This is a genomic window from Neopararhizobium haloflavum, assembly GCF_002750855.1.
Classification (GTDB): Bacteria; Pseudomonadota; Alphaproteobacteria; order Rhizobiales; family Rhizobiaceae; genus Georhizobium; species Georhizobium haloflavum.
Window position 1 is genome coordinate 805,365 of record NZ_NWUC01000001.1, and the last position, 20,217, is coordinate 825,581.

Genomic DNA, 20,217 nt, shown 5'->3' on the forward strand with positions numbered 1-20,217 from the left:
CTATTTCAGGATAGTTGCTCCCATGTCCAATTTACGCATCCCGACGCTGACGCGTCGTGCCTTCATCGCATCCGCAACCGCAGTTTCCGCGGGCGCGATGTTTACTTTGGAATCCAATGCTCGCGCTGCAAGCGTTCGGGAATTCCGACTGCGGGCAGGATTCGGCCGTGCTCAGATCACGCCAGAGCCGCATGGCGACACGGCGGTCTGGTGCTACGATGGAAGCCTTCCCGGTCCAGAAATCCGCGTCCGCCAAAAAGAACGCCTGCGGATCGTGGTCGAGAACGCGCTCGACGAGGAAACCACGGCGCACTGGCACGGCGTGCGCGTGCCAAACGCCATGGACGGCGTGCCGCATCTAACGCAGGCGCCGATCCCGCCTGGCGAGACCTTCACCTACGCTTTCGAGGCCGTCGATGCGGGCACCTTCTGGTACCATCCGCATCAACGCAGCTTCGAGCAGGTCGGGCGCGGCCTCTACGGACCCTTGGTCGTCGAGGAAGCCGAACCGATCCGGGTGGACCGCGACGTCACCTGGATGCTTTCTGATTGGCGGCTGACCGAAACGGCCGAGATGCGGGAAGACTTCGGCAATCTCCACGACGCGATGCACAATGGCCGCGTCGGCAATACGGTGACAATCAACGGCCGCGTGCCGGATTACTTCCCGGTGCGGAAGGGCGAACGTATCCGCCTGAGACTTATCAACGCCGCCAACGCCCGCATCTTCGGTCTCGATTTCGCGGACCTTGACCCCGTCGTGATCGCGTTTGACGGACAGCCCGTTGAGCCGCATGTACCGGAGGGCGGGCTGGTGGTGCTCGGACCCGCCATGCGCGCCGACATTATCCTGGACATGACGGCCGATGCTGGAAACCGCACATCTGTGGTCGACCGTTTCTACGAAGGGCTGGCGTACCGCTTGGTCGATTTCGTCTATGACGACCAGCCGCTTCGGAAAACTGTCCCGGACTGGCCACTCGTCCTGGCAGCGAATCCGCTGCCCGAGCCGGACGTCGCATCGGCCATCCGCCACGAGGTCACTTTCAACGGCGGCATGATGGGCGCGATGGTCATGCAGGAGATGGGCGACATGGACGAGGGGTCATCCGGCGCCATGGGCAACATGACAGGCGGCATGGGCTCAATGACGGACATGATGCATTCGGGCAAGATCTGGTTCATCAACGGCGTCGCCGCCGAAGGCCATATCATGGATCCGATGCTGACGCTGACGCGGGGCAAGAGCCATGTGGTCGCGATGACGAATGCCACCGCCTGGCACCATCCGATGCACCTGCACGGCCATTCCTTCCGGGTGATCTCACGGAACGGCCAGCCGACGCGCTATCGCGAATGGCAGGACACGGTGCTGATGGCGCCGCGTGAACGCGTGGAGATCGCCTTCGTCGCTGACAATCCCGGCAACTGGATGTTCCACTGTCACATCCTCGAACACCAGGCCGCCGGAATGATGGGCGTCTTCCGCGTCGCCCGACCTCATCCGCTGAAAGGAGAACCGAAATGCGAACGATCCTGAACATTCTCGCCGTCGTTTCCTTCGTCTGGGCCGCCGGTCCGGCGCTTGCGGGCGACAAGGACGTCACCCTTTACAAGAACCCGCAATGCGACTGCTGCGAAGGCTATGCCGACTACCTGCGGGAGAACGGCTTCGAGGTCGCGGTGAAGCCCACCCACGACCTCGCGCAGATGGGCCGCGAGGCAGGCATTCCCGACAAATTCCAGGGCTGTCACCTCTCCATGATCGACGGATATGTCGTCAGCGGCCATGTCCCGATCGCCACGGTCGAGAAGATGCTGACCGAACGTCCCGATATCGCCGGCGTGACCCTACCCGGCATGCCGATGGGTTCGCCAGGCATGGGCGGGACGAAGGAGGGGCCGTTCGAGATGCTCGAAATCACCAAATCGGGCACGATCGGCGGCGTCTATGCGCGCGAATAGCACGCCTGATATTCCCGAACTCGGGAGGATCCGTCCATGATGGATGGCGTAGTGATGGAAGGGATGGGCGCGATGATGCTCGGCATGGGGCTGGCATGGCTCCTGTTCATCGTCGTGCTGGTCCTCGTGGCCGCGGCCCTGGTGAAGTATCTCTTCTTCAGCGGCCGCAAATGAGAGGCGTCGTGATCGCCGCCGTGGCCGCCGCGCTCGGGGGAGCCGCTGTTCTCGCCTGGGCGTGGCCTTTCGGAGCGAACTCAGGCGAGGCCGCACTCATTGCCGAGGGGCGGCAGATCTACGCCGGGAACTGCGCCTCCTGCCATGGCGCCGAACTCCAAGGCCAGCCGGACTGGAAGATGCCGCTCCCCTCGGGACGCCTGCCGGCCCCGCCGCATGGCGCTTCCGGGCATACTTGGCATCATCCCGACGGCGTCCTTTTTCGGATCATCAAGGAAGGCCCCGCTGCCGTGGTCGGCGGCGGCTACGAGAGCGACATGCCTGGATTCGCAGAGGTGCTGAGCGACGGCGAGATCCGCGCCGTCCTCACCTTCATCAAGAGTACATGGCCGGAGCGGGAGCGTGCCTACCATGAAGATATGAGCCGACGCGAGAGGGACAAGAAGGAGTGAGGACGTGCCGCGAGCGCCGGCGGTTGCTCGTTTCGGACGCGAGCGCCTCGCAACGCGGCGGATACGATCAACCCAACCGTTCCGTTGGAAGCCCAGAGGGGTGGAGAGATCATGTGATCATGTTTGCAAAGGACGCGTCGTCACGTAGTCACCACAAACGAGATGGAACAGACAGGTTCAAAAACCCCAGATTGCATACGACATCAGCGCGACGCCGGCCACGCCCAGCACCACATATAGATGTACATCGACGTCCTCCTTCGTGAAGAGATGGAGCCATCTAGATTTTCACCGCCGCGGCCGTGGCCAGCATGAACGCCAGGCCCGCGAAGAACCCGCCAAGAGCCGCGGGCGAGAGCAGCGCCGATCGCCGGCCCTCGTTCGACCTGACCAGATAGGCTGAAACTTCGACGATCACTTGCATTATCGCACCCGCGCCGATGCCCAGGAACAGCGCGCCCCATTGCGGCGAGAAGGCGAGGCTGCCGATCCACATGCCGAGCACGGCCGGACCGCCGGCCAGAAGCGCGAGGGCCACGAAGGTTGAAAGCGGCGGCCGAACCTTGAGGATCGGCGCGGCGATGCCGATGCCCTCGGTGATGTTGTGGACCGCGAAACCGACCACAAGGAACGTGCCGAGCCCTGCAAGGCCGGCCGCGAATGCGGCTCCGATCGCCAGGCCCTCACCGAGATTGTGAAGACCGATGCCGAGGGCGATGTAGAACGCCAGCGCTGTGCCCTTCGGCGTTCCGGAGCGGCGACCGACTGCGGTCAGACAGAGAAAACCGACTGCGGCGGCCGACAGGACGAGAACCGGCCCCTGGAATATTGCCGCTGCGGCTCCGGCGAGTTCGAAGGCGTCTTCCAGTGTGTCGACGAAGAGGAACGCCAACAGACCGACGGTCAGCGCGAGCAGGAAATTCATGCCCTCGCGGCCGACATTGCGCAGAACGGGATAGAACATGAGGCCGATGGTGACGGGCAAGATGCCGACGACGGCTCCGATCAGTGCCTGCGAACGGAGCTGGGACGCCGTCGCCTTCGGCGTCGGCACCGCGACGGCGATGACCTCCTCGAAGGTCGCTCCGGTGTCGGTAACGAAATTGACGGTATGGCTTTCGCCGAGTACCCAGGGATACGGGATGCTGATCCACGCCGACGCTCCGCGTTCGAGAGACCCGGCGGGATCCTGGGCGAACTGCCAATAGGCGGCGTCGACCTGCACCTGCGCGATCGTCATCGCTTCGGAGCCGCCGGCCCGGACGAGGAAGCGAATCCCCTGGTCGTCGAGAATGGTGCGCTCGACGGTGAGGTTCTCCACCGGCGGCGCGCCGCGGGAGAGGTTGGCGAACTGGTCGGTCGCGAACAACCATCCTACGACGGCGGCGAGAAGCAGGAAGGGAGGCAGCAACCATATCAAATTGCCGCGTTTGCCGCGGCTCCAGGCGATCTTCGCGGTGTTTTCGATTCCGGTCATGCCACGTCCTCCACGACGTCGAACATTCCCATCCAACCGAGTTCGGCGAGTTCGGACTGGTGGGCATGAAACATGTAAAGGCCCGGCTCGTGCTCCCGGAAATGGAACTCAAGGATGCCGCGTTGGGCTTGGCACTGCATGATCAGATCGACCGTTTTCAGCGTCGGCGTAAGGGTCGTTCCCTGATCGAAATAGTCGAAGAAGTTCGCGTGCAGATGGAACGAGTTAATCGGGTCGAACTCGGTCACGTTGACGAGGTAGAGCCGGACCGGCCTGTTGCGAGCGACACGAATAGGCCTCTTGGCGTAGCAATGGGCGATGGTGTTTGCCGCGTAGAACTCGTTCTCCCCGTCGAAATTGGTGTCGAAGCCGTTCATCACCATCATCATTTCCTGCCATTCGGCATTCTCCGGCGTACCGAGCAGCCTGGATCGTGCGACGTCCGCGTGCTCCGGATGAAGGTCTGGATCGGGGTCGATGACGAAGGCTCCGTACATGCCTTTGTGCATGTGGCGGGTCAGAGGAAAGGCGTGGCAGTGGTAGAGGTGGCAGCCGAAGGGCTTCGCGTCGAACTCGTAGATGAACTCGCCGCCCGGTTCCACCATGCCCGCTCCGGGAACGCCGTCCATTCGGGCGGCATGGATGCCATGGAAATGCATCGAGTGCTGGTGCGAACCGAAGTTGCGGAACACGATGCGGAGGCGCTCGCCTTCCTTTGCCCGCAGTGACGGTCCGGGGACGCGACCGTTATATGTCCAGGCCGGAAAGAACACGCCGGGCGCGATCTCGATTTCCTTGTCTTCGACCTCCACTTCAAACGTCCGGAGCATTCGGCCGTCCGCCATGCGCTCGACCGAACCGGTTTCCCAATCGGTGAGCAGGGCCGTTGGATCGAAGCCGTTTCGATCATTATCGACCTCTCCGACCGTGATCATCCCGCCATGGGCGACCTCATGGTCCGCCTTCGGCGTCGCCGCATCTTTCGCAGTCGGAACAGCCGGCTGGCCGTGTTGCCCGTGTGAGGGTTGGCCGGGTGCCTGACCGGCTGTACGCCCGGCTGCCCATGCCAAGCCACCGGCTGCCGCTGCCGCGACACCGAAGAACTGGCGTCGTCCGGGATCGAACCTAAACCACGAGCGCAACATACGGGACCTTTCCTTAGCTTAGGCGACATATATGAGCACAGGCGCATTAATATAGCAATTGCTATGTTAGGACTATCTGGTTCTCGTTCCCGGAATGATTTATAGCTGCGGCTAAACCTGGTGTCGGAGGATGATATGGCGCGGAAGGCGAAGTTGCCGAAACCGTTGGTGGATCCCGAGATTCATGTCGAAAGTTTTCGCCAAACGCGCAACAATCGACGGGCCGAGATTGTCGAGGACTACGTCGAATTAGTCGACGACCTGCTCACCGACGCTGGTGAGGCCCGCCAGATCGATATTGCTAAGCGGTTGGGCGTGGCACAGCCGACCGTTGCCAAGATGCTCAAGCGACTTGCATCGGATGGCCTGGTCGTTCAGCGTCCGTACAGGGGAATTTTCCTGACGGAGGAAGGCAAGGCCTTGGCGTCACGCGTCCGGGAGAGGCACCGCATCGTGGAAAGCTTCCTCCGGGCACTCGGCATCGGGGAAGAGAGCGCGAGGATCGACTCCGAAGGCATCGAGCACCACGTTTCCGACGAGACGCTGGAGGCATTCAGGAAGTTCGTGGAAGCACGCAATCAGTGATCTGTGTCACATAGGCGATGGTCGCTCAGCGAGTGAAGGACATAGCAGTCCCTGATGCATTTCGCCTCGCATTGGGTAGACATGCGATGGAGTTCGCGTTCGAGCTGATTGAGACGGGCGATCTTGTTGCGCACGGCCTCCAACTGCTCAGCGACGATCCGGTCGGCGTCGCGACAGGGCTTCTCGGGATGGCCGCCCAAGTCAATCAGTTCGCGAATCGCCTCGATGTTGAAACCGAGGTCCCGCGCGTGGCGGATGAACGACAGCCGCTGCAGGCCGTCGCGGCTGTAGCGTCGCTGGTTTCCTTCCGACCGGTCCGGCGGGTCGAGCAACCCCATCTGCTCGTAATAGCGGATGGTGGGGATTTTCACGCCAGTCCGCCGTGACAAATCGCCGATTGAAAACATGTCGCAAGCCTTCGCATTGAAGAATGCCGCAAATATGGGGCAGCCAGCGCAGGGACGCAATTGATCGTGAAGCCGCAGGCCTTGAACCTCAACCGACTAGAGGTGTTACTGCGATCGAAACTTGGATGGAAAGCATGACAATAATCCGTTCCGACAGAGCGCAGCTTTGGCTCTATGTCGTCTGCGCCTTGGCGGCGCCGCTGCAGGCTTCAGCCCAGGAAGAGACGACCCATAGCGCTGAAGGACGCGGCGCTGTGACGGTCGAGCATGCGGAGATCGTGTTGTCACCTTCGCCGTCCGGAATGGCCGCAGGCTACCTAACGGTGTCGAACAATACCGAGCAGCAAGTCGCGCTGACGTCAGTGGCGACGCCCTCATTCGGACAAGTCTCGCTGCATCGCAGCGAAATGAAAGAAGGCATCGCCCGGATGAGGCCGGTGCTGGGGCCGCTTCGTATCCCACAAAACACGGAATTGGTCATGCGACCCGGCGGAATCCACTTGATGCTCATGCAACCGGCCCCAGATACGAAGCCGGGCGCGAGGGTTGCACTGGAAGTCGCCTTCGCCGACGGATCGACAAAAACGGTGAGCGCCACGGTCCTTGGCTTCGGCGAAAAGCCGACCGATCATCATCACGGTGAGAAAGACGATGTCCCGCGATGACACTTTCCGGCGTTCGAAAGATACTTTGGGCCATGGTCGCAGCCACCTCCGTGCTCCTTGCGGCAGGATACGCGGCTCAATGGGAACTGGAGAGGCGAAGCGGTGGGGTTGAGGCCGTGGCCGAAAAGGAAATTGCGATCGGTGGTCCGTTTGCGATGAAGGACGTTTCGGGTCGCGAGGTGACCGAGGAAACCTATGCCGGCAAAGGCTGGATGATGTTCATGGGGTTCACCAACTGTCCCGACATCTGTCCGACAACCCTTGCCGAGATGTCCGGCTGGCTGCAGGAGCTCGGGTCCGGCGAAGACGACGTCCGCGGTTTCCTGGTGACGGTTGATCCGGAGCGAGACACACCTGAAATCCTCGGTCAGTACATGTCGAGTTTTGACGACCGGATCGTCGCGCTTGTCCCAACGCCGGCACAACTCGCGGCTTTCGCCGACAGCTACAAGGTTTATTACAACAAAGTGCCTTTGGAAGGCGGCGGATACACTATGGACCATACCGCAGGCGTTCTCCTCTTCGACCGAGCGGGACGATTCAGCGGAACGATCGACCTGCACGAGGACCGTGAGACCGCGCTCGCAAAGATCAGGAACCTCTTGAATAAGGAAACAGATATATGAGACGCGAAATCGTTCTGCTCGTTTTCCTGGCGGCCGCGACTTCGGCCAGCGCCGACGATGGCGAGGATCGCAAGATCGAGGTCTTCAAGACCCAAACTTGTGCCTGCTGCGTCGCCTGGGTTGCACGTCTGGAGGAGGCAGGCTTCGTCGTCGAATCAAGCGATCTGCCGATGTCGGACCTTATGGCGATGAAATTGGAACTCGGCGTGCCTTCAGACCGCGTGAGCTGTCATACAGCCGTTGTTGCGGACTATGTGATTGAGGGCCATGTCCCGGCAAAGGACATTGAACGGCTCGTCGATTCCGGCAAAGAAGCCGTAGGGCTCGTTGTGGCCGGGATGCCGGTCGGCTCGCCAGGGATGGAGTACGGCACGCGCCGAGACGCCTTTGACGTTGAACTCATCGGGCGGCATGGCGAAATCTCCGTTTTTGCTTCCTACGACGATAAGGAGTAGCCCGCCTAGTGATGAGTTGCGCCGACGGCGTGCTCTTCATCCTCATTGCTGCCAGTCTGATCAGGCGCATGGTGGTCTTGCTGTTCGACGGCCTCTTGCCGCGCTTTCGTTATCTCGTCCGTCTGCTGCTTCAAGTATGACACGAGGTCGGCGGCGTCGTTGTCCGAAAGGCCCAATGTCGGCATTTGGACACGTCCATAACGCAGTCCCAGTTCAATCGCCGCGAGGTCGTTGGATCTGCGTACCTCGGCAGGATCGCGAATATACCGCTTGATCCATTCCTCGTCCCTGCGCTCCGTGACGCCGAGAAGATCGGGACCAACGCGGTCTCCCACCCCGACAGTGTGGCAACCGGAGCAGAGCTTGCGAAAGAGCACCTGGCCGGGCTCGGCCTGCAGTTGATAACGCCTGAGATCATCGAGCGTCAGAAACTGGTCGGCGGGGATTGCTTCGGACAAGCGCCATTCGGGATCCATTTCGCGGATGATCGTCGCCAGCCTATCCGGTTCGTTGAACGGCGTGTTGCGCGCCCATTCACCCGTCCGATCATTGCCGAGTATGATTTCGTTGATATGTTTTGAGCGTTCTTCAGTCCGGTTTCCAAGACGAGCGCCAATCGTCCTTAAGTTCTCTGGACTTCCCGTGATGAACGTCCATCCAGGACCGTCATAGAAAGCCTCGCCAAAGTTTTTCATATCCTCGGGGGTGTCGTTTTCCGGATCGACCGATATGGACACGAAGAAGACGTCGCGTCCGAGCGCGTCGCCGAGGACGTCGGCGACCTGAGTCATGCGCGCCGTGTTGATCGGGCAGAAATCTTTGCAGGCGGTGAAGACAAAACTAATGACAACGAGCTTGTCCTTGATCAGGTCGTCGTAAAACCGGACGGTCCTGCCGTCCTGCGTGACCACTTCCAGATTTGTGAAGTAGTCGGCGCCTCGGTTGGGCGCGGCCGCAACGGCTCCCTGTTGCCAGGCTATCAACGCCATCGCAAGAACCGCAATTCGGAAGAGATGGCACGGATTCATGGAGGCGCTCCCGCTACGCGCGATATCGGCATGGAGATCGTACGACGCAGCCCGTCGCTCCGGAATTGACGAACGTCGGACCTTTGGCGGGGACCTAGGTCGCAACACTTGCCGAGCAGCGACAACAAGGTTTCCCAACCCTTGCGGAGACCGTTCGAATCCAACGACCTGTTTTCGCGTGGGATTCAGCCGGTGTTGGTAGCGTTCCGGAAAATAAAAACCGGGAGCTGTCATGCTGAAAATTCTCGCCTTAGCGGCCGTGGCGCTGATGCCGTTGACGGCGGCGGCATTCGCCGACGCCCTTCATCTCAATCCCTCGCAACAGTCGAGCAGTCGAAACATGCAGGAGTTTGGCGAGACTTCGATGCCGATCGGCTATTATGAGTATTGCCAGCGATATCGCTCGCAGTGCGAACGGCCCGCGGGCGGCAACAAGGTCAAACTGACCGAACAGCGCTGGCAGGCGATGCTGAAGGCCAACTGGCTCGCCAACAGCTCGATCGCGCCGATGACCGATGCGGAGATTTTCGGCGTCGAGGAGCGCTGGGAATATCCGGAGTTGGTGGGGGATTGCGAAGATTACGTTCTTCTCAAACGGAAGCTCCTGGCGGACCAGGGTTTTCCGCTTGGCGCCCTGCGTATCACGGTCGGGCTCGATGCAGACGGCGGCGGACATGCCGTGTTGACAGTTGTCACTGATCTGGGCGACTTCGTACTGGACAATGTCGAGCAAGAGATCAAATCCTGGGACCAGGCCGAGATACAGTACCTCAAGTGGCAATCCGGGGACGATTCCAACGTCTGGATTAGTCTCGTCGATCCGGTCGTCGCCTCACGCATGGAAGGAAGCGGTCGCAACACCGCGCGGCCGCAATAGCAAACCGCGTCTTTCAGCCTTCGTGTTGCGATTCGATGGGGACTGGGTCCGCCTCTTCGCCGATATGCGTGAAGCTTGTGTAGTAAACGGCCGCGACGAAGACCATGAGTAAGATGAGCAAGAGCAGATTGCGTCTTCGGCGGGGCTTCTCCAGCGAGGAGGCACTGATGCTCTGTTCTTTTTCATCGTCTAGTGGCGTCATGTTAAATCTTTGTCCCGTCTGACTGGTTTCGGCCTTGGAAGCTGGGCAAGACCGCGGCGAAAACGAAGAGGGCCGCGCCTGTCACGATCGCAATGTCAGCGGTGTTGAATGCAGGCCAATGATAGCCTGCCGCATGGAAATCGAGGAAATCCACCACCGCGCCGCGGTGCAGCCTATCCATGACGTTGCCTGCGGCTCCACCCGCTATTAGAGCGAGGGCGGTGGCTTCGGAGCGCTGCCGGACAAGTATGGCGGCCCCCAAAATCAAGACGGTGAGAACAGCCTGGACGATGCCGAGCGCCGTTGCGCTATCCCCCAAGGCGTCCGCGAACATTCCGAAACTCACGCCAGTGTTGAAACTCAGGACGAGATTGAGGAACCCGGCGAGAGCGATTTCGCGAGGCGGTTGCATGATGAATTCGGTGATCACCGTTTTAAAAATCTGGTCGGTAGCTAAGACTGCAAGCGCGATGACAATTACGGGGATGGCGCGATGGTGTTTGGCGGAACGCATGAGAAAACTCCTCGTGGCCAGCCGGGTATTGCACCTCTAGCTACTAGAGGTGCAATACCGTCATCGTTAAATTTGCCTTAAGCCCTCTGGCGGATAGTGTGGTGTCGCCGCGACGGCGATTTTTGTCCTCGATTTGGATCCGATTTCATGACGCTTCGTCTTTCCGCCGTCATAGCGGCCCTTGCGATGTTCCTTTCCGGCTGTGTCTCGGTGATGGACGAATTCGCCGAGCGCGGGAACGATCCGATCCCTGCGGCGCTGGTTGCGGACATGAACGATAAGGGAATGTCGGTCTCCAGTCCCGTCCTGGTCCGCATCTTCAAGGAAGAGAGCGAACTTGAGGTGTGGAAACGCGACCGGTCAGGCAAGTTTGCGCTCCTGAAGACATACCCGATGTGCCGTTGGTCGGGGAAGCTGGGGCCGAAGACCGCCGCCGGTGATCGCCAGGCCCCGGAAGGCTTCTATCATGTGACAGCGGCGATGCTTAACCCGCAGTCCCAATACCACCTCTCCTTCAATCTCGGCTACCCGAACCGGCTCGAAGCGGCGTTGGGCTACACCGGCGACTCGCTGATGGTGCACGGAGCTTGCTCGTCGTCCGGATGCTTCGCGATGACGGACGCAGGCGTCGCCGAAATCTACGCCGTTGTCAGGGACGCGCTCCACGCCGGGCAACCGAGCGTCCAAGTCCAGTCCTTGCCGTTCCGCATGACCGCGCGGAACATGGCCAGGCACCGCGGCGATCCCAACACGGCGTTTTGGGCCAACCTGAAGGAAGGCTACGATATCTTCGAAGCCAAGCGCACGCCGCCACAGGTTTCCGCGTGCGGAAGACGGTACGTGTTCGATACGATTTTCCCGGACGGCGCGCCGCTCGACCCTCTGGCCGCCTGTCCCGCAGGACAACAGCTAGCTGATCCTCTTGTCGCATCGCGGCGGGCCGCCGAGGACAACGCCTATCAGACGGCGATCAGCGTAGGAAACCTCGCTCCCGTGCACGCCTACGCCGATGGCGGCATGCACGAGACTTTCCGCACGCTCTTGGAGAAGCGCGGACCCGAACGCCTTTCGAAACTCTCGTCAAACACGGAAGTACCGGTAAGCCGGCCGGAAGCGGCGCTTGCCGATCCGCACAGCAGCGCCCGCGAGCGGCGCTGACGAACTTACGGTTCAGGTGAGCGAATATAGGATCGCGAGAAGCGCCGGCTGGTGGAGGAGGTAGATCGCCAGACTATGGCGACCCAGCCACGCCAAGCCGCCGATGACCGGGTTTCCCGAAGACGCGCCGAACCTGCGCGAAAGCCAATGCCGGTCTGCCGCCTGCGCCGTCGCCATGCCGATCAAAAAGACGCCGAGCCAAGGAAACACGGGCACAAAGTCATTGGACGGCGGCGTGTTCGCGGAGAAGCCGATCCACGCGATCCACCTTGGATCGAACAAGGCGGAACTGAAGAAGCGGGGAACGACAAGGAAAACGATCCCGATCAGCGCGGTCAGTCGAGCCGGCGCGCGCAACAGAAGGACGCCCGCCGCGCTTGCGACGGCGATGGCATGCAGGATGCCGAAATAAACGAACGAACGTGGAAACGCGAGCCACGTTGCGGTAGTTACGGCGAACGCGGCCGCGACGATCTTCGACAACCTTCTGAAATATTTATCGCGGCGAAAGCCGCCTCCATTGGCCAGCACGAGGCTGAATCCCGCAAGGAAAAGGAACGATCCGGCCAGCGTCCTGCCGAACGCGATCCACAGCGGATGCGATGCCAGTTCCGGTCCCGTCAGGCGGAGAAAAGCGAGATCCCATACGACATGGTAGACGACCACGCCTGCGATCGCCGCGCCCCGCATGGCATCAACCGCAGCCAGCCTGGGCAGCAAGCGCCTCGTGCCTGCGTCGATGGTCGTGTCCATGATCTTTCGCTCCTTGTCCGGCCCGGGACTTTAGAACCTCGAGCGACTGGAGGGACAAGAGCGCCTATGACCGGCAAGCTTTCGCCCTTGTGGAGATTCGCAAGTCGCTGGGCCTGTCGCAGCAAGAGGTCGCAAATTTGCTGCGGATGAACAGGCGACAGATTGCCTAAATCGAGCAGGGCAGCGCCGATCCCACCGTAGAAACCATGGAGCGGATCGGCAAGGTCTTCAACTTCACCATCGGCTTCGTCCCGAGAAGGCTGCAAGAAGAGGAGCCGGAATCCCCTCCAAACCTAAAAGCATTCGTAACTGCCGATCCCCGATATAGCCGGAAGGACGGCTTGAACCTCTAGCTGCTTGAGGTCGTAGAACTTCCGACAGCAGCCAATCGGAGAGATCATGTTACGCAGACACCTCATGCTGGGCGTACCGGCCCTGTTCTTTGCAACCACCTTTCACACCGTCGCTCAGGATGTCGGCGACCGGCTTTTCGAGGCTGGACCTCTGCCGGAACAGGCTTTCGGCGAGGAAGACGCGCCGATAACCGTGATCGAGTACGCGTCTCTGACATGCGGTCATTGCCGCAACTTCCATCTGACCACCTGGCCCGAGTTGAAGGAAAAATACGTGGACACGGGGAAGGTTCGCTTCGTCATCCGCGAATTCCCGCTCGATCCACGTGCTTCCGCCGGCTTCATGCTGGCGCGGTGCGCCGGGGAGGACAAATGGTACCCGACCGTCGACCTTCTCTATCGGTCGGCCGAGAGCTGGACACAGGTCGCCGATGCCGCCACGGGTCTGAAGCAGGTGATGGGAATGGCGGGAATGTCCGGCGAAGACGTCGAAGCGTGTCTCGTGGACCAGGAACTTCTCGACAACGTCAATGCCGTCGCAGCAAAGGGGTCGGCGATGGGGGTTACCTCTACCCCGACCTTCTTCGTGAACGGCGAGAAACATGAAGGCGCGCTCACGATCCAGCAATTCAGCGAAATCCTCGATCCGCTTCTGGCCGATGCGCAAGCGAAGGGAGATTCCGATGAGGAGTAAGCGGGTCATTCCGGGATTGGCCGTACTCGCCATCGCTGCCGTTCTCGGCCTTCCAGTTCCGGTCGCCTCGGCGCAAAACGAGGGCGTCGTCGCCCGGGTCGGCGATACGGAGATAACCGAAAGCGACCTTGCTATCGCCGAAACGATGTTCGCGAGCCAGACAGCCGACATGTCGCCGGAAGCGCGCCGTTCGCTTCTCGTCGACAATTTGATCGACCTCGAACTTATCGTTCAGGCGGCTTCGGCCGAGGGACTCCGTGACGATACCGCTTATCGGCAGCGCGTCGAATTCCTTGCCGACCAGACCCTGAGATCGATGTACCTCGAACGCCGGCTAGCGGATGCGGTGTCGGACGATGCCGTGCAGCGAGAATACGACCGTTTCGTTTCCCAAATGCCCGCGCTGGAGGAGATCCGGCCGCGGCACATCCTCCTGGCTGATCGTCCTGGAGCGCAAGAAGTCATCGCACGGCTCGACGCCGGAGAAGCGTTCGAGGATGTCGCGGCGGAACTTTCGCTGGACGAGGCGACGAAGGAGAACGGAGGCGATTTGGGGTTCGTCGATCCCGAAACGATCCTTAAGGAGATCAGTGAGGCCGCGGCTTCCCTCGACGAAGGCGAATACCTCGCAGAGCCGGTGGAAAGTGCGTTCGGATTTCACGTCGTGCTTCTCGAAGAAAAGCGGCAAAGACCTGCTCCGGACCTACAATCGGTGGCTCCGCAGATCCGGCAAGGACTTCAAGCCGCAGCCATGCAGCGTATCGGTCTTGACCTGCGTCAGGGAGTGGGGGTGGAAAAGCTGGTTCCGGACGTCGAAGACGAGGTCGGAGAGGACGGCCACCAACACTGAGACTAGGCCAACGCAAACAGTGCTGACCGCCTTTCTTCTTGCCGCCTTCGTCCGCGACGGCGGGAGCATAAATTGCCCGGTGAGAGACCTGACGATCGGCTTTGGTTCGCAACACGAAAAAGGAGACTTCTGTGCGCTACGTGACAACTGCCGCTGCACTTGCTCTTTGCGCTGCCTTCACCGCGTCCGCTGTCTCTGCTCACACGACACTTGTCACATCAATTCCCAAGGAAGGAGAGACGCTCAACGCCTCTCCTTTAGAAATTCGCCTCACTTTCAGCGAACCGATCGAACCGCTGCTTTCGGCAATGGAGGTCGTCGGTGCGAAAGGCGAGGGGTTGGATATCGGCAAGCCCATGGTTCAAGGCGCCGAGATGGCCATACCGCTCGAAGGTTTGCTTGATGCTGGCATCTACAAGGTCAACTGGCATCTCGTCTCCATGGACGGCCATCGGGTCGAAGGTGCTTTTGCGTTCGAGGTCGCCCGATAGGAATGGACATCGATCCGGTCATTGTGCTTGCGCGCTTCTTTTACTACGGAGCCACGTCAGTCCTATTTGGATCGTCCCTTTTCTCTTTGTACGCCGCAGGTATCGGACAAGCGGACACACGCTTCTGGCTGCCTAGAGATGCGGCGGCTACACTGGCAACTATGGCGCTTCTATCCGCGTTGATATGGCTGGCCGCGTTCACCATCTCGATCGGGAACCTGGACGGGTTCATAGCGACCCTGCAAACGATCCTGTTCGGCAGCAGTCTCGGGACAGCTTGGATCCTGAGGCTCTTTTTTCTGGCGCTCCTTTTCCTAGCGGTCCTCTCGCAACACCCTCTGCTCGTCGCGACCGCCGCTTTCGCGGTTCTTTTCAGTGAAGGATGGAGCGGCCACGGCGCGTCCGCCGGTTGGCTCGGGCCGACGTTGCACGCCGTGCATGCGGTCTGCGCCGCCGCTTGGGTCGGCGGGCTCGTCGCCTTGGCGCGGGTGATCGCGGCCGCACGGACAGGTACGATGGAGCGGCGCGTCGCCGAAGCGATCCTCGGACGATTTTCCCGCATCGGTCTCGTCGTCGTTCTCCTTCTCGCCACAACGGGGAGCGCGATGGCCTGGTTGATTATCGGCGGCATGCCGCAGCTTTCGACCGGCTATGGCCGGTTGCTCCTGCTCAAGGTTGCGTTGTTCGCTGCGATGGCCGGTCTCGCCGCGATAAACCGGCTTTTTCTCGTGCCGAAGGTAGCTTCGCACCACAGCGGCGGCGCGCTGAACGCGATGTCCGCGACGATCCTACTCGAACAACTGGCGGGAGCAGCCGTTTTGTTCGACGTCGCGGTCCTGGGTTTGATAGATCCGCACGCCCGGTAGAGACGGCATAGATCAGTGAGTTGCTACTTCTTGGAGCTGTTGCTTCCTTGCAATTAACCCCGCCCGGGGAGCTCGATTAACGTTCGATTAAGATCGGACATAGTCGGTGATGGGGCGGGGAATGAAGAGACGGTTCAGACGTTGCGTGATCGCCGGCCTTTGCGGAGCGGCGCTAGCCGCGGCGGCCACGGGGAACGCGAATGCTGGCGCGACCGTCATCAAAACGTTCGGTCAGACATCCCAGCCGATTGGGCATTTCAATTTTTGCAGGCTGAACGTCGCCGAGTGTTCGGTGAAGTCATTGGCCACGCCACCGGAGGCATTTTCCGAGGCGCTGCTCTCAAGTCTTAAGGAAGTCAACGCCGTCGTGAACGAGGCCATCAAGCCAATGGAAGACATCGACCTGTTCGGCAGAGAAGAGGTCTGGTCCTATCCAAGCGGCGCGGGCGACTGCGAGGATTACGTGCTTGAGAAACGACGGACGCTGGCAAAGGGCGGGATCGCGATCGCCAACCTGCTCATAACCGTGGTCCGCCAGAAAAACGGAGCGGGCCATGCCGTCCTGACGGTGCGAACCGATGCGGGCGACTACGTCCTAGACAACCTCAGCCAGGAGGTCTTGCCTTGGGACCATACGGGCTACCATTACGTCAAAAGGCAGTCGGTCGCCGATACCGGAAAGTGGGTTTCGATCCGGCACGGCGAAACCCCGCTCGTCGGCTCGGTGCATTAGCCGGATTTCGTCATCACGATGTCTCTGGCCGGCGCTCGCTGTGCCCAATCGTTGGCGCGTTTTCGCACGCAGCATCGGCGGTCTCGAACTGCAGGTTGGCATGAACGACGTCGAAGCGTTCCGTCAGCACCGCGCGGATACCGTTCAGGATTTCGCCATCGGGACCGCCGCCCGTGACTACATGCGCTTCGAACGCATTTGTCGTCTCCGTCACAGCCCACAAATGAACGTGGTGTAGATTTTCCACGCCTTCGACGGATCTGACGGCTGCAAGAAGCGCATCCATGTCAATGTTTTCGGGCGTGCCCATCATCAAAAGTCGTATGGAGCCGCCGATCTCGACGAACGACTGCCACAGGATGTAGGCCGCGATCAGAAGCGTCACGATCGGATCGACGATTCGCCAGTCGTAGAGGATGATCAGCGTTCCCGCGACGATGACGCCGATCGATCCGAGGGCGTCGGCGACGTTGTGCAGGAATGCCGCCCGGATGTTCATGCTCTTCTTGGAAAGCGCATAGGTGAGAAGCGCGGTGGCCGTATCCACCGCCAAGGCGATCCCGGCGACGACGACGACGATCCAGCCGCCAACCGGCTGCGGCTCGATGAGCCGCATCACGCCCTCATAGACCAGGTACGCCCCGATCACGATCAGCGTGGTGTAGTTGATCAAGGCGGCCACGGCCTCGGCTCGACCGTAACCCCAGGTCATCGTCCGGTCGGCCGGCCGCCTGGCGATGCGTCTCGCTCCGAAGGCAATCACCAGCGCCATTGCGTCGCTCAGATTGTGGATCGCGTCGGCGAGGAGGGAGAGGCTGCCGGAAACGAGACCTCCGATAATCTGAGCGGTGGTCAATACCAGATTGACGACGATCGCCCAGAAGACCCGACGGTCTCCTGCCTCGGCAGCGCCATGATCGTGATGGTGTCCCGCCATCTTGGCTCTCCTTGATCGGGTTGCATCCGATCGGCTGAGAATTTGCGTTTCGTAGCCTCGGTCAGCCGATCCCAGCAGGCTACACCCAGCGCCGGACTGCAGCCCGATAGCTGTCGTATTCGTCGCCGAAGGCTGCGGCGAGAAAGCGCTCCTCGTCGGTCACCTGCATGTTGCAGGCGAACACGAACGCTGCAGCCGCAAGCAGCGCTGACGGGGAGGGCACCGCCGTAGCGAGGCCCAAAGCGACGGCGATCATGCCAACGAAAACAGGATTGCGCGAATAGGCGAACAGGCCTTGCGTAACGAGGCCGTCCGGCGCTTCACCAGGAACGCCGATCCGCCACCGTCGCCCCATCTCCGAGCGAGCGAACAGCGTCAGCGCTGCTCCCGCCGAAGCGAACATCAAGAGGAGTATCCTGATCGTTGGATCGATTTCGATCATCGGCACGACGGCCGCTATGGCGGGGTCAAGGGCATGAAGAAAGAGAGCGACGACCACCACGACGGTCGAAACCCGAAAAAGGATTTGCGTTGCTCGTTGCCGCAAATTTCCGCCGAACCCGTACGCGTTCCGGCCGATTTCAGAAGATGTACGGCGCGTCGCCACGAACAGCCAGATGGCAAGGCTCGACAGCAACACAACTCCGCAGGCTGCGGCCGCTTGGCTGCTCATCGCGGCCTCCAGCGGAGCAGACGCATTGCGTTTGCCGTCACCAGCACTGTTGCCCCGGTATCTGCCAGGATTGCGGGCCAAAGCCCGGTAACGCCGATAACAGTGGTGACCAAGAAAATCGCCTTCAACCCGAGCGCAATCGTGATGTTCTGACGGATATTGAACATTGTCGTCCGCGAAAGATCGATCATGTCCGGAACGTCAACGACGCGTCCGTGAAGAGCCGCGGCGTCGCCCGTTTCGAGGGCAACGTCGGTGCCGCCGCCCATCGCAATGCCAATGTCGGCGGCGGCGAGCGCTGGGGCGTCGTTGATGCCGTCGCCGACCTTGGCGACGACGAGCCCGGCGGCTTGCAATTCTCGTATCACCTTCTGCTTGTCCTCGGGCATCATCTCGGCCCGCACCTCTATGCCGAGCCCGGCTGCAACGGCTGCCGCCGTCGTGCGGTTGTCACCCGTCAGCATGATGGTCCTGATCCCCTCATCACGCAGACGGGCCAGAGCCTCCTTAGCGTCCGTGCGGGGTTCGTCGCGGAGCGCGACATAACCGGCGACCTCGCCGTCGACGAGCGCTACGGAAACAGTCTTACCTTGCGCGTTGAGCTCTGCGATTTGGGACACGATACTGTCGGACAAATTCGCCCGGCGGCTTGCGGCTTTCGGCGCGCCGACGAAGATTTCGTTGCCACCGACATTGCCTCCCACACCTTCTCCCGGGAACGCGCTGGCGGCGAACGCCGGGGGAACCGGCGCCTGGACGGCGCGTGCATGGTCGACAAGCGCCACGGCGAGCGGATGGCTGGAACCCTGTTCGAGTGCGGCCACCATGGAGACAAGGCGATGCTCGCGGCCGTCGGCGGCGAACACGTCGGTCACGCGAGGACGTCCTTCCGTCAGGGTACCGGTCTTGTCGAATGCCACGGCAGTGACCCTACCCATGCTTTCGAGTACGGCCCCGCCCTTGATCAGGAGGCCGCGCCGTGCTCCGGCCGACAGCCCTGCGGCGATTGCAGCGGGCGTGGAAATGACGAGCGCGCACGGGCAGCCGATCAGGAGGACCGCAAGTCCCTTGTATATCCATTCCTGCCATGGCTCGCCGGCCGTAAGAGGCGGCACGACGGCGACCAGCGCCGCGAAGAGGACGACAGCAGGCGTGTAGTAGCTTGAAAAGCGGTCGATGAAGCGTTGCGTCGGAGCTTTGCTTTCCTGCGCCTCCTCAACAAGCTTCACGACGCGCGCGATCGTGTTGTCCTCTGCCGCCGCGGTGACCCGCACTCGCAAGACGCCGATCGCGTTGATCGTGCCGGCGAAGACGTCGTCGCCGACCGTTTTCGCCTTGGCGACGCTTTCGCCCGTGACCGGCGCTTCGTCGATCTCGCTCGTACCCTCGACGACGACGCCATCCGCCGGCACCCGGTCCCCGGGGCGGACGATGACGACGTTCCCGACCTTCAAGCTGGCCGCATCGACACTCCAGGAGGAACCGTCCACCTCCAGAATTGCCGACTTAGGGACGAGCGAGGCGAGGCCGCGAATGCTGCGACGTGCGCGTGCGGCTGCGATTCCTTCCAGCGCTTCCCCCACGAGAAACAGGAAGACGACCGCCGCGGCTTCCTCCTCCGCTCCGATTACAACAGCTCCAACGGCGGCGATGGTCATCAGCATCTCGATAGAGAACGGCGTGCCGAAACGCGCCGCGTTAATCGCACGAAAGGCGACCGGCAATAGCCCGACAGCGAGCGCGGCGAGAAAGGCGGGACCCTCCATGGCGGGGAACAAGCGTCCCGCGACGAAGGCCGACGCCAGCGCAAGGCCGCAGAAGACCGTCAAGAGTGTCCTTCTATTGCGCCACCATTCAGCGTCGCCATGTGCGTTTTCGGTGCTTATTCGCTCAGAATGCATCGATGCCGCGCCATCTTCGGTGATGCCATAGCCGAGGCCCCTGACTTGGCGCTCTACCTTGTCAACGGAAAACCTCTCGCCGTGGCCGACCGTCAGCGTTCCGTTCGTCACCGAGACAGCGACCTCTCCGATGCCGTCTATCCGCTTGAGCGCCGTCTCGATCTTGGCGGCGCACGAGGCGCAATCCATTCCCGTGATCTTGTATCGGGACGTATGAGCCATTGCTTGCATGACGG

General features: G+C 61.2%; 25 protein-coding genes. 15 read left to right on the forward strand and 10 right to left on the reverse strand.

Annotated features, from left to right (window positions below; genetic code table 11):
• Positions 1–22: 22 nt before the first annotated feature.
• Genes CN673_RS04170 through CN673_RS04180 form a run of 4 tightly spaced genes read left to right on the forward strand, consistent with a single transcriptional unit; the run spans position 23 to position 2,591 of the window.
• Positions 23–1,540, forward strand: coding sequence for a multicopper oxidase family protein (locus CN673_RS04170; protein WP_099864917.1), 1,518 nt, complete (start codon positions 23–25; stop codon positions 1,538–1,540).
• Positions 1,525–1,965: a DUF411 domain-containing protein gene (locus CN673_RS04175; RefSeq protein ID WP_099864918.1), complete on the forward strand. Its 441-nt coding sequence runs from the start codon at positions 1,525–1,527 to the stop codon at positions 1,963–1,965. The genes CN673_RS04170 and CN673_RS04175 overlap by 16 nt, the downstream gene beginning before the upstream one ends.
• A 36-nt stretch (positions 1,966–2,001) precedes the next feature.
• The gene (locus tag CN673_RS21065; RefSeq protein WP_198585892.1) at positions 2,002–2,139 is read left to right on the forward strand and encodes a hypothetical protein; all 138 of its coding nucleotides are present in this window, start codon (positions 2,002–2,004) and stop codon (positions 2,137–2,139) included.
• Positions 2,136–2,591 (forward strand): c-type cytochrome, encoded by a 456-nt coding sequence (locus CN673_RS04180; RefSeq protein WP_099864919.1) that lies wholly within the window; start codon positions 2,136–2,138, stop codon positions 2,589–2,591. The genes CN673_RS21065 and CN673_RS04180 overlap by 4 nt, the downstream gene beginning before the upstream one ends.
• Positions 2,592–2,871: 280 nt before the next feature.
• Here the strand turns inward: CN673_RS04180 and CN673_RS04185 are convergent, their stop codons facing one another.
• Both CN673_RS04185 and CN673_RS04190 read right to left on the reverse strand, forming a co-directional pair.
• A complete protein-coding gene (locus CN673_RS04185; RefSeq protein ID WP_099864920.1) occupies positions 2,872–4,068 on the reverse strand; it encodes a ZIP family metal transporter in 1,197 nt (398 codons plus the stop codon).
• The gene (locus CN673_RS04190) at positions 4,065–5,213 is read right to left on the reverse strand and encodes a multicopper oxidase domain-containing protein (protein ID WP_099864921.1); all 1,149 of its coding nucleotides are present in this window, start codon (positions 5,211–5,213) and stop codon (positions 4,065–4,067) included. Before CN673_RS04190 ends, CN673_RS04185 begins: the two co-directional genes overlap by 4 nt.
• Positions 5,214–5,348: 135 nt before the next feature.
• Here CN673_RS04190 and mntR point away from each other — a divergent pair, with 135 nt between their 5' ends.
• The gene (mntR, locus tag CN673_RS04195) at positions 5,349–5,798 is read left to right on the forward strand and encodes a manganese-binding transcriptional regulator MntR (protein WP_099864922.1); all 450 of its coding nucleotides are present in this window, start codon (positions 5,349–5,351) and stop codon (positions 5,796–5,798) included.
• On the opposite strand, the gene CN673_RS04200 is transcribed toward mntR, so the two are convergent.
• Entirely contained in the window at positions 5,792–6,205 is a 414-nt protein-coding gene (locus tag CN673_RS04200; RefSeq protein WP_099864923.1) for a MerR family transcriptional regulator, read from the reverse strand. The genes mntR and CN673_RS04200 overlap by 7 nt on opposite strands.
• A 125-nt stretch (positions 6,206–6,330) precedes the next feature.
• Between CN673_RS04200 and CN673_RS04205 the strand changes: the two genes are divergently transcribed.
• The 3 genes from CN673_RS04205 to CN673_RS04215 are packed head-to-tail and all read left to right on the forward strand — an operon-like array spanning position 6,331 to position 7,951.
• Positions 6,331–6,870, forward strand: a complete 540-nt coding sequence (locus CN673_RS04205) for a copper chaperone PCu(A)C (protein ID WP_157928798.1) — start codon at positions 6,331–6,333, stop codon at positions 6,868–6,870.
• A gap of 32 nt (positions 6,871–6,902) precedes the next feature.
• A complete protein-coding gene (locus CN673_RS04210; RefSeq protein ID WP_245409763.1) occupies positions 6,903–7,496 on the forward strand; it encodes an SCO family protein in 594 nt (197 codons plus the stop codon).
• A complete protein-coding gene (locus tag CN673_RS04215; RefSeq protein WP_099864926.1) occupies positions 7,493–7,951 on the forward strand; it encodes a DUF411 domain-containing protein in 459 nt (152 codons plus the stop codon). Before CN673_RS04210 ends, CN673_RS04215 begins: the two co-directional genes overlap by 4 nt.
• Positions 7,952–7,956: 5 nt before the next feature.
• Here CN673_RS04215 and CN673_RS04220 read toward each other — a convergent pair whose 3' ends face one another.
• Positions 7,957–8,940 carry an SCO family protein gene (locus CN673_RS04220; RefSeq protein WP_198585878.1) on the reverse strand — a complete coding sequence of 328 codons (984 nt, stop codon included), beginning with the start codon at positions 8,938–8,940 and terminating at the stop codon, positions 7,957–7,959.
• A gap of 271 nt (positions 8,941–9,211) precedes the next feature.
• On the opposite strand from CN673_RS04220, the gene CN673_RS04225 reads away from it, so the two are divergent.
• Entirely contained in the window at positions 9,212–9,856 is a 645-nt protein-coding gene (locus CN673_RS04225; protein ID WP_245409764.1) for a transglutaminase-like cysteine peptidase, read from the forward strand.
• 13 nt (positions 9,857–9,869) lie between these two features.
• Here CN673_RS04225 and CN673_RS04230 read toward each other — a convergent pair whose 3' ends face one another.
• Positions 9,870–10,058, reverse strand: a complete 189-nt coding sequence (locus CN673_RS04230) for a hypothetical protein (protein WP_099864928.1) — start codon at positions 10,056–10,058, stop codon at positions 9,870–9,872.
• Position 10,059: 1 nt separating this feature from the next.
• The gene (gene lspA, locus CN673_RS04235; protein ID WP_099864929.1) at positions 10,060–10,572 is read right to left on the reverse strand and encodes a signal peptidase II; all 513 of its coding nucleotides are present in this window, start codon (positions 10,570–10,572) and stop codon (positions 10,060–10,062) included.
• A gap of 147 nt (positions 10,573–10,719) precedes the next feature.
• Here lspA and CN673_RS04240 point away from each other — a divergent pair, with 147 nt between their 5' ends.
• Entirely contained in the window at positions 10,720–11,730 is a 1,011-nt protein-coding gene (locus CN673_RS04240) for a L,D-transpeptidase family protein (protein ID WP_099864930.1), read from the forward strand.
• Between the two features lie 12 nt (positions 11,731–11,742).
• On the opposite strand, the gene CN673_RS04245 is transcribed toward CN673_RS04240, so the two are convergent.
• The gene (locus CN673_RS04245) at positions 11,743–12,483 is read right to left on the reverse strand and encodes a heparan-alpha-glucosaminide N-acetyltransferase (RefSeq protein WP_099864931.1); all 741 of its coding nucleotides are present in this window, start codon (positions 12,481–12,483) and stop codon (positions 11,743–11,745) included.
• A gap of 399 nt (positions 12,484–12,882) precedes the next feature.
• On the opposite strand from CN673_RS04245, the gene CN673_RS04250 reads away from it, so the two are divergent.
• From CN673_RS04250 to CN673_RS04270, 5 genes are all read left to right on the forward strand, one after another.
• Positions 12,883–13,530, forward strand: a complete 648-nt coding sequence (locus CN673_RS04250) for a DsbA family protein (RefSeq protein WP_099864932.1) — start codon at positions 12,883–12,885, stop codon at positions 13,528–13,530.
• A complete protein-coding gene (locus CN673_RS04255) occupies positions 13,520–14,380 on the forward strand; it encodes a peptidylprolyl isomerase (RefSeq protein WP_157928799.1) in 861 nt (286 codons plus the stop codon). Before CN673_RS04250 ends, CN673_RS04255 begins: the two co-directional genes overlap by 11 nt.
• Before the next feature lie 131 nt (positions 14,381–14,511).
• Positions 14,512–14,871: a copper resistance CopC family protein gene (locus CN673_RS04260; RefSeq protein WP_157928800.1), complete on the forward strand. Its 360-nt coding sequence runs from the start codon at positions 14,512–14,514 to the stop codon at positions 14,869–14,871.
• 2 nt (positions 14,872–14,873) lie between these two features.
• On the forward strand, positions 14,874–15,737 hold the full coding sequence (locus CN673_RS04265) for a CopD family protein (RefSeq protein WP_099864935.1): 864 nt from the start codon (positions 14,874–14,876) through the stop codon (positions 15,735–15,737).
• Between the two features lie 145 nt (positions 15,738–15,882).
• Positions 15,883–16,470, forward strand: coding sequence for a transglutaminase-like cysteine peptidase (locus tag CN673_RS04270; protein ID WP_245409765.1), 588 nt, complete (start codon positions 15,883–15,885; stop codon positions 16,468–16,470).
• Positions 16,471–16,483: 13 nt separating this feature from the next.
• Here the strand turns inward: CN673_RS04270 and CN673_RS04275 are convergent, their stop codons facing one another.
• From CN673_RS04275 to CN673_RS04285, 3 genes are all read right to left on the reverse strand, one after another.
• Entirely contained in the window at positions 16,484–17,407 is a 924-nt protein-coding gene (locus tag CN673_RS04275; RefSeq protein ID WP_099864937.1) for a cation diffusion facilitator family transporter, read from the reverse strand.
• A gap of 79 nt (positions 17,408–17,486) precedes the next feature.
• Entirely contained in the window at positions 17,487–18,080 is a 594-nt protein-coding gene (locus tag CN673_RS04280) for a methyltransferase family protein (protein ID WP_099864938.1), read from the reverse strand.
• Positions 18,077–20,212 (reverse strand): heavy metal translocating P-type ATPase, encoded by a 2,136-nt coding sequence (locus CN673_RS04285; RefSeq protein WP_099864939.1) that lies wholly within the window; start codon positions 20,210–20,212, stop codon positions 18,077–18,079. Before CN673_RS04285 ends, CN673_RS04280 begins: the two co-directional genes overlap by 4 nt.
• Between the last annotated feature and the right edge of the window lie 5 nt (positions 20,213–20,217).

What these genes read in the sequence shown, in the direction of transcription:
- CN673_RS04225 (WP_245409764.1), top strand. Translation starts at nt 9,212, where the DNA reads ATGCTGAAAATTCTCGCCTTAGCGGCCGTGGCGCTGATGCCGTTGACG.
- mntR (WP_099864922.1), top strand. Translation starts at nt 5,349, where the DNA reads ATGGCGCGGAAGGCGAAGTTGCCGAAACCGTTGGTGGATCCCGAGATT.
- CN673_RS04185 (WP_099864920.1), bottom strand. Translation starts at nt 4,068, where the DNA reads ATGACCGGAATCGAAAACACCGCGAAGATCGCCTGGAGCCGCGGCAAA.
- CN673_RS04220 (WP_198585878.1), bottom strand. Translation starts at nt 8,940, where the DNA reads ATGGCGTTGATAGCCTGGCAACAGGGAGCCGTTGCGGCCGCGCCCAAC.
- CN673_RS04275 (WP_099864937.1), bottom strand. Translation starts at nt 17,407, where the DNA reads ATGGCGGGACACCATCACGATCATGGCGCTGCCGAGGCAGGAGACCGT.
- CN673_RS04210 (WP_245409763.1), top strand. Translation starts at nt 6,903, where the DNA reads ATGGTCGCAGCCACCTCCGTGCTCCTTGCGGCAGGATACGCGGCTCAA.
- CN673_RS04255 (WP_157928799.1), top strand. Translation starts at nt 13,520, where the DNA reads ATGAGGAGTAAGCGGGTCATTCCGGGATTGGCCGTACTCGCCATCGCT.
- CN673_RS04230 (WP_099864928.1), bottom strand. Translation starts at nt 10,058, where the DNA reads ATGACGCCACTAGACGATGAAAAAGAACAGAGCATCAGTGCCTCCTCG.
- CN673_RS04190 (WP_099864921.1), bottom strand. Translation starts at nt 5,213, where the DNA reads ATGTTGCGCTCGTGGTTTAGGTTCGATCCCGGACGACGCCAGTTCTTC.
- CN673_RS04205 (WP_157928798.1), top strand. Translation starts at nt 6,331, where the DNA reads ATGGAAAGCATGACAATAATCCGTTCCGACAGAGCGCAGCTTTGGCTC.
- CN673_RS04170 (WP_099864917.1), top strand. Translation starts at nt 23, where the DNA reads ATGTCCAATTTACGCATCCCGACGCTGACGCGTCGTGCCTTCATCGCA.
- CN673_RS04215 (WP_099864926.1), top strand. Translation starts at nt 7,493, where the DNA reads ATGAGACGCGAAATCGTTCTGCTCGTTTTCCTGGCGGCCGCGACTTCG.
- CN673_RS21065 (WP_198585892.1), top strand. Translation starts at nt 2,002, where the DNA reads ATGATGGATGGCGTAGTGATGGAAGGGATGGGCGCGATGATGCTCGGC.
- CN673_RS04285 (WP_099864939.1), bottom strand. Translation starts at nt 20,212, where the DNA reads ATGCAAGCAATGGCTCATACGTCCCGATACAAGATCACGGGAATGGAT.
- lspA (WP_099864929.1), bottom strand. Translation starts at nt 10,572, where the DNA reads ATGCGTTCCGCCAAACACCATCGCGCCATCCCCGTAATTGTCATCGCG.
- CN673_RS04180 (WP_099864919.1), top strand. Translation starts at nt 2,136, where the DNA reads ATGAGAGGCGTCGTGATCGCCGCCGTGGCCGCCGCGCTCGGGGGAGCC.
- CN673_RS04280 (WP_099864938.1), bottom strand. Translation starts at nt 18,080, where the DNA reads ATGAGCAGCCAAGCGGCCGCAGCCTGCGGAGTTGTGTTGCTGTCGAGC.
- CN673_RS04265 (WP_099864935.1), top strand. Translation starts at nt 14,874, where the DNA reads ATGGACATCGATCCGGTCATTGTGCTTGCGCGCTTCTTTTACTACGGA.
- CN673_RS04175 (WP_099864918.1), top strand. Translation starts at nt 1,525, where the DNA reads ATGCGAACGATCCTGAACATTCTCGCCGTCGTTTCCTTCGTCTGGGCC.
- CN673_RS04250 (WP_099864932.1), top strand. Translation starts at nt 12,883, where the DNA reads ATGTTACGCAGACACCTCATGCTGGGCGTACCGGCCCTGTTCTTTGCA.
- CN673_RS04245 (WP_099864931.1), bottom strand. Translation starts at nt 12,483, where the DNA reads ATGGACACGACCATCGACGCAGGCACGAGGCGCTTGCTGCCCAGGCTG.
- CN673_RS04240 (WP_099864930.1), top strand. Translation starts at nt 10,720, where the DNA reads ATGACGCTTCGTCTTTCCGCCGTCATAGCGGCCCTTGCGATGTTCCTT.
- CN673_RS04200 (WP_099864923.1), bottom strand. Translation starts at nt 6,205, where the DNA reads ATGTTTTCAATCGGCGATTTGTCACGGCGGACTGGCGTGAAAATCCCC.